Source organism: Pinirhizobacter sp., from assembly GCF_035317885.1.
Taxonomy (GTDB): Bacteria; Pseudomonadota; Gammaproteobacteria; order Xanthomonadales; family Rhodanobacteraceae; genus Pinirhizobacter.
In genome coordinates this window covers 1-6289 of record NZ_DATHFX010000006.1, presented here as the reverse complement: position 1 = coordinate 6289, position 6289 = coordinate 1, and the positions used below count along the sequence as shown (strand labels likewise).

The following is a 6289-nucleotide window of genomic DNA, read 5'->3' as shown; positions in this document are numbered from 1 at the left end:
GGGCAATGAGCTGCGGCTTCACATCTTCGGCCAGCGGCACCCGGCGCATGTGCACCCGCAGGATCTGCTCGCGTCCACGTACATCCGGCAACGGCACCACGACCTGGCGGTCGAAGCGGCCGGGCCGCAGCAGCGCCGCATCCAGAATGTCGGGCCGGTTGGTGGCGGCCACCACGATGACACCGACATTGGTCTCGAAGCCATCCATCTCGACCAGCAGCTGGTTGAGGGTCTGCTCGCGCTCGTCGTGACCGCCGCCCATGCCGGCGCCACGATGGCGGCCGACGGCGTCGATCTCGTCGATGAAGATGATGCACGGCGCGTGCTTCTTGGCCTGCTCGAACATGTCGCGCACGCGGCTGGCGCCCACACCCACGAACATCTCGACGAAGTCGGAACCGGAGATGGAGAAGAACGGCACCTTGGCCTCGCCGGCGATCGCCTTGGCAAGGAGGGTTTTACCGGTACCGGGTGGGCCCACCATCAGCACGCCGCGGGGAATCTTGCCGCCGAGCTTCTGGAACTTGCCCGGGTCGCGCAGGAACTCGACCAGCTCGCCTACTTCTTCCTTGGCCTCGTCGCAACCGGCGACATCGGAGAAGTTGACCTTGACCTGGTCTTCGCCCTGCAGCTTGGCGCGCGAGCGGCCGAAGCTCATGGCGCCGCGTCCACCGCCACCCTGCTGCATCTGGCGCATGAACCAGATCAGGACGGCGACGAAGATGATGATCGGTAGCCAGTTGATCAGCAGACCCAGCAGGCTGAAGCCGCTATCAGCCGGTTCCTGGCGGACATCGGCGCCCTTGGCGTTCAACTGCTTGACGATGTCGTTGGTGCTGGTTCCCACGGCCGGGATCACCGTGCGGTATGAGGCGCCGTCCTTCAGCTTGCCGGTGATGGTGGCAGGCACCGTGGCGGTGATCGTGCCATTGGCCACGTTGCCGTTGTCCACCGCCTGGGCGAAGGTGGAATAGGACATGTCCTGCGACGAGCCGCTATGCGGGCTGAAGCTCTGGAACACGGTGAGCAACACCACCGCGATGATCAGCCAGAGCAACAGGTTTTTTGCCATTTCATTCATGCGTGGTTCTCGCTCGGTTGCCGGCCGGGGGATTTCAAACCCACGGCAAGCGCATAGACCTCACGAGAACGGGCTCGGGAGGCCTTCGGTTTACGCATCGTCACGCGACCGAAGTCGGCGCGCAAGCTGCGCAGGTACTCATCGAACCCTGCCCCTTGGAACAACTTGACCAGGAAGGCTCCCCCGGGCTTGAGCCAGTCGAGGGCGAAATCCCGGGCCAAGTCGGCCAGGTCCATGGCGCGGATCTGATCGGCCAAGGCTACACCTGACATATTGGGGGCCATGTCCGACAGCACAAGATCGACCTTCTGCCCTTCCAGCATGGTTTCAAGCGTACGCACCACGTTTTCTTCCCGGAAGTCGCCCTGGAGGAAATCCACCCCGCCCAGGCCCTGCATCGGCAGGATGTCCATGGCCACCACGGTTCCCGTCTCACCCATGCGGCGACGCACCAGCTGCGACCAGCCCCCGGGGGCGGCGCCAAGGTCGACCACGCGCATATTGGGCTTGAGGAGCTTGTCCTTGTCGATCAATTCCTCGAGCTTGTACACGGCGCGCGAACGCACCCCCTCGGCCTGGGCGCGTTTGACGTAGGGGTCGTCGAAGTGTTCCTTCAGCCACGAGGAACTGCTTTTACTGCGGGCCATGGGGCGGCACTTGAGGGAGCGGCGTGGAGGCCATGATACCCTTAGCGGTCACGCCCCCGCACTTCGAACCTGAACACATGCCCCTTTCGCCAAGCCAGCGCCGTTACCTGAAGTCCCTTGCACACGACCTGCCGGCGGTGATCCTGCTCGGCAACAAGGGTGCCACCGAGGCGGTGTCCAAGGAATTGGGCGTGGCCCTGGGCCATCACGAACTGGTGAAGATCAAGCTTTCCGGGGGCGACAAGGATGAACGCCAGGGGCAGCTCGATGCCCTGCTTGCAGCCACCGGCGCCGAAGCCGTACAGCAGATCGGTTCGGTCGCGGTGGTATTCCTGCGTAATAACGACGATCCGAAGATCGCCCTGCCCCGATAAGGTGCCCAGCCGCGATGGAACTGTCGTTCGAGCATCCCGGTAGCTATCTGTTTGCCCGCCGCGTGGGTCCGGGCCTGGTCACCATCGTCGACCGCGACTTCCACCGCAGCCTGCTGCTGGCTCCGGACCAGGTGGTCGAAGACTGGCCGGTGACCGACGTGAAGACGGCCACCGTGGCCGACATGCAGGCGGTGCTGGCGCTGAAGCCGGAAATCTTCCTGTTGGGCACCGGCGAAACCCAGGTATTTCCCTCGGCGCAAATCATGGCCACCTTCCTGAAGCTCGGGATCGGCATCGAAGCCATGACCAATGCCGCCGCGGCACGGACATACAGCCTGCTCGCCGGCGAAGGCCGTAGAGTGGTCGCTGGGTTCGTCCTTCCTGCCTGAGCCGCCCGCCCGCGGATAAGGGGTCAGAGTTATAACTCTGACCCCCAAAAACCTGACGCCCTACTTCGACGGCGGCAGGTAACTGAGCGGATCCACCGGATTACCATCCTTGCGGATCTGGAACTGAAGCTCGTCGCGCGAAGCGCCGCTGCTGCCCATCTCGGCCACTTGCTGGCCCGACTTCACGTGCTCGCCTTCCTTCACCAGGCGCTTGCGGTTGTGACCGTACGCGGACAGGAAGGAATCGCTGTGCTTGATGATCACCAGCTCGCCATAGCCGACCAGGCCATTGCCGCTGTACACCACCACGCCATCGGCCGCGGCGCGGACCGAATCGCCGCCCTTGCCGGCGATCTCGACACCGGGAATGGCATCGCCCGCACTGAATTTCTTGATAAGCGAACCATCGGCTGGCCAGCGCCAGGTGATGCCGCTGGCTGAGCGCGTGGCGCCGGAGGCGATGGTGGGTGTTGAGGCGTCCACGCTAGGCGCCGGGGCGGCCACGTTCGGCGGAGCACCCTTGGCTGCCTGGGTTGGCGTGGCCGGCAGCGTACCGACACCCGCCACCACCACGGTGCTGGCCGCCGACACGGGCGCATCGGGCGGCAACGGCGGCGGCGGGGCGGGTTCGTCAGTGGCAGGCTCGAACATCGGCGCGGTTGCCTTGCCGGCAGATGAGGCGGGTGGCGGCACCGCAGCAACCACCGGCGCCGCGCCCTGCGGCGGTGGATTTCCATGGACGGGAGGCGGCGGCGGTGCTGCCGCCGGCGCGGATGGGGCATGCGCGGTCGTGGGTGCCGCGGCGGCGACCGCAGCGCGATGGTCGGCGGGCGCCAGACGCAAATCCTGGCCGGGCCAGATGGTGTACGGCACCGCGATGTTGTTCCACCGGGCCAGTTCGCGGAAATCGACCTTGTTGCGGAAGGCGATGCTGTAGAGCGTATCGCCCTTGGTTACGCGGTAGCTGCCGCCCGGCGGCGGCGGGCGCGAAGCCGGCGTGATGACCTGGGAGCCCGTCTGGCCGGAAGGCTCGAAGACCACGGAGCTACGCTGCATGTCACAGCCGGCGAGGACGACAAGGGCGGCACAGGGCACGAGGCGAATGGGGTGCATGCGGGCAAGCATACCCATGCAAGGTGTCAATGCGCCATGTACCACCACACACCAAGGCCGATGAGCACCACGATGGCAAGCCAGCCGATCCATTCGATATGCTTGTGCAACATGCGCTCGGCGCGCTCGCCGAACAGGCGGATCAGGATTGCCAGCAACCACACGCGCTTGCCACGGCCCACCAGCATGCACACCAGGAACGGGATCACCGGCACGCCGACGATACCCGAGGCCCAGGTGACGAATTTCATCGGCACCACCGGCTGCAGCGCGGCCAGGGCCAGCACCAGCAGCAGCGCCAGCCAGTGCGCGCTCATCTTTTCGCGAAGGTTTTCCACCCCGGTATTGATGGGCGCAAGAAGGTGCAGTGAATCGAGCACCGGCCGCAACGCCTCGAAGGCGTAGTGGCCCAATGCATAACCCACCAGTGACCCCAGGAGCGAAAACAACAGGCTGATATTGGCATAGCGGAAGGCGCGTTCGCGACGCGCCAGCATCATCGGCGCCAGCATCACTTCGGGCATCACCGGGAAGATGAATGCTTCCACGAAGCTCAGCAATGCCAGGTAGCGCTCCGCATGGCGATGCCTCGCCCAGCCCAGGGCGCGTTCGTAGAGCTTGCCGAAAAGACGCATGCGATTCCCTAAGCTTTGGAAAGAAGGATCAGCCGATGCCGCCAAGGAGCGGTACGAAGCTTACGGAACCGAGTTCTTCCTGGGTGAAGTCGCCGTCCTCACCCATGCGCAGGCGCAGCAGCATCTGCTGGCTGGGCGAGCCCACCGGCGCCACCAGCACGCCACCGGGGCGCAACTGGTTCAGTAGCTGCAGCGGGATGGAATCGCCGGCGGCGGTAAGGATGATGGCGTCGAAAGGGGCTTCCTCGGGCCAGCCAAGCTTGCCGTCGTCATGCTTGGAACGAAGGTTGGTGATACCCAGCTGGCGGAACCGGCGGCGTGCCTGGCGCAGGAGTTCCTCGATGCGCTCGACGGTGTACACCTGCGGTACCAGTGCCGCCAGCACGGCGGCCTGGTAGCCGGAGCCCGTGCCCACTTCAAGCACCCGGTCGGGTATGCCATGTTCGATCAGCGCTTGCGACATCCGCGCCACGATATATGGCTGCGAGATCGTCTGGCCGTGACCGATCGGCAGCGCGGTGTTTTCGTACGCGCGCGAATGCAGGGCCTGGTCGATGAAATGGTGCCGGGCAAGGTTGCGGATCACATCGATCACGCGCTTGTCGGTAATGCCTTCTTCCACGAGCTTGGCGGCGAGGCGGTCGCGGGCGCGCTGGGAGGTCATGCCTTCGCCACGCAAGGCCGAGGGCGGCAGCGAATGCATGTTCATGCCGCTTCGTCCTGGTCTTTCTGGGTGGAAAGTGCCTGCATCCAGCTGGCGACTTTCTCCAGCGCCTGGAAACGGGTGAGATCGACGTGGATCGGCGTGACGGAAACGAAACCGCGTGCCACGGCGTCGAAATCCGTGCCGGGGCCGGCATCGGCCGCGTCGCCCGCCGGGCCGATCCACCAGATCGGGCGGCCGCGCGGATCGGTCTGTTCGATGCAGGGCGCCGAGCGATGGCGCTTGCCCAACCGCGTGACCTCGAAGCCCTGGATGTCTTCCCAGGGAAGGTCGGGCACGTTCACATTGAGGATGGTGTCTGCGGGAAGCGGATCCACCAGCAGCCGGCGGGTGAGCATCAGCACGGCCTGGGCGGCCGACTCGAAATGCTCGCCGCGATGGTCGCGGCTGGCCAGCGACACGGCGATGGCCGGAAGCCCCAGGAAACGGCCCTCCATGGCGGCGGACACGGTGCCTGAATAGATGACGTCGTCGCCGAGGTTGGCGGAGTTGTTGATGCCCGAAACCACGATGTCGGGTTCCACTTCAAGCATTCCCGCCAGCGCCAGGTGGACGCAATCGGTAGGCGTTCCAGCAACGCGGAAGTAACCGTTGTCCATGCGCGTGACGCGGACCGGCTGATCCAGCGTCAGGGAGTTGCTGGCACCGGAACGGTCCCGGTCGGGCGCCACTACCGTGACCTCGCCCAGCGCCTGGAGCCGTTCGGCGAGGATGCGGATGCCCGGGGCATCCACGCCATCATCGTTGCTTACGAGTACGCGCATCGTATTCCGTGGGGTAAACCTGCCGGCCCGCAACGGGCCGGTTTGATCCTGTCGAGTCTACCCGAGCGCGCCGATCGATTCACGGCCATCGACGTGGCGTGAACGATGCGTTGGGCTAGCATGCGGCCATGGACCGCAGGCCGCACAAGAGCGTGACCGACGATGACGCCCTGCTCTTCCGCGAGGCCATCGGCGAGGTCCGCCGACTTGACGACACACCGCTGCCGCCGGCCGCGCGCCGTCCGGAACCGCGGGCCCGCCAGTTCGAGGCCGATGAGGCCGCCGTGCCGAAGGAACTGCTGGACCTGGCCTTCGACCCGGCCCTGATGGAAATCGGCGAGGAACTGTCGTATTTGCGCGATGGATATCCCCCCAAGCTCCTGAAGCAACTCAAACGCGGCCAGTTCAGCGTGCAGGACGACATCGATCTGCATCAGATGAACCTGGCCGCGGCCCAGGTGACCATCATCGACTTCCTGGCCCATGCGCGCCGCGAAGGCATTCGCTGCGTGCGCATCGTGCACGGGAAAGGCCTGCGCTCGAAGGCGCAGGGACCGGTGCT

9 protein-coding genes are annotated in these 6289 nt (G+C 65.4%); 3 read left to right on the top strand and 6 right to left on the bottom strand.

Translation table 11 applies throughout. From position 1 onward, the window contains the following. Both VK519_RS00160 and rlmE read right to left on the bottom strand, forming a co-directional pair. On the bottom strand, positions 1–1081 hold a 1081-nt coding region (locus VK519_RS00160), incomplete at its 3' end, for an ATP-dependent metallopeptidase FtsH/Yme1/Tma family protein (RefSeq protein ID WP_324346493.1). Next, positions 1078–1728, bottom strand: coding sequence for a 23S rRNA (uridine(2552)-2'-O)-methyltransferase RlmE (rlmE, locus tag VK519_RS00155; RefSeq protein WP_324346491.1), 651 nt, complete (start codon positions 1726–1728; stop codon positions 1078–1080). The genes rlmE and VK519_RS00160, both read right to left, overlap by 4 nt. Before the next feature lie 77 nt (positions 1729–1805). On the opposite strand from rlmE, the gene VK519_RS00150 reads away from it, so the two are divergent. After that, positions 1806–2102, top strand: a complete 297-nt coding sequence (locus VK519_RS00150) for a YhbY family RNA-binding protein (protein ID WP_324346489.1) — start codon at positions 1806–1808, stop codon at positions 2100–2102. A gap of 14 nt (positions 2103–2116) precedes the next feature. Next, on the top strand, positions 2117–2491 hold the full coding sequence (locus VK519_RS00145; RefSeq protein WP_324346487.1) for an Mth938-like domain-containing protein: 375 nt from the start codon (positions 2117–2119) through the stop codon (positions 2489–2491). 60 nt (positions 2492–2551) lie between these two features. Here VK519_RS00145 and VK519_RS00140 read toward each other — a convergent pair whose 3' ends face one another. The 4 genes from VK519_RS00140 to surE form a co-directional block, all read right to left on the bottom strand. Then, on the bottom strand, positions 2552–3547 hold the full coding sequence (locus VK519_RS00140; protein WP_324346485.1) for a peptidoglycan DD-metalloendopeptidase family protein: 996 nt from the start codon (positions 3545–3547) through the stop codon (positions 2552–2554). 83 nt (positions 3548–3630) lie between these two features. Then, positions 3631–4239, bottom strand: a complete 609-nt coding sequence (locus tag VK519_RS00135) for a YqaA family protein (protein ID WP_324346484.1) — start codon at positions 4237–4239, stop codon at positions 3631–3633. 28 nt (positions 4240–4267) lie between these two features. After that, on the bottom strand, positions 4268–4948 hold the full coding sequence (locus VK519_RS00130) for a protein-L-isoaspartate(D-aspartate) O-methyltransferase (protein WP_250625764.1): 681 nt from the start codon (positions 4946–4948) through the stop codon (positions 4268–4270). Continuing rightward, the gene (surE, locus tag VK519_RS00125) at positions 4945–5727 is read right to left on the bottom strand and encodes a 5'/3'-nucleotidase SurE (protein WP_324346481.1); all 783 of its coding nucleotides are present in this window, start codon (positions 5725–5727) and stop codon (positions 4945–4947) included. Before surE ends, VK519_RS00130 begins: the two co-directional genes overlap by 4 nt. A 128-nt stretch (positions 5728–5855) precedes the next feature. Here surE and VK519_RS00120 point away from each other — a divergent pair. Next, positions 5856–6289, top strand: a 434-nt coding sequence (locus tag VK519_RS00120) for a Smr/MutS family protein (protein WP_324346479.1), incomplete at its 3' end; no start/stop codon positions are given.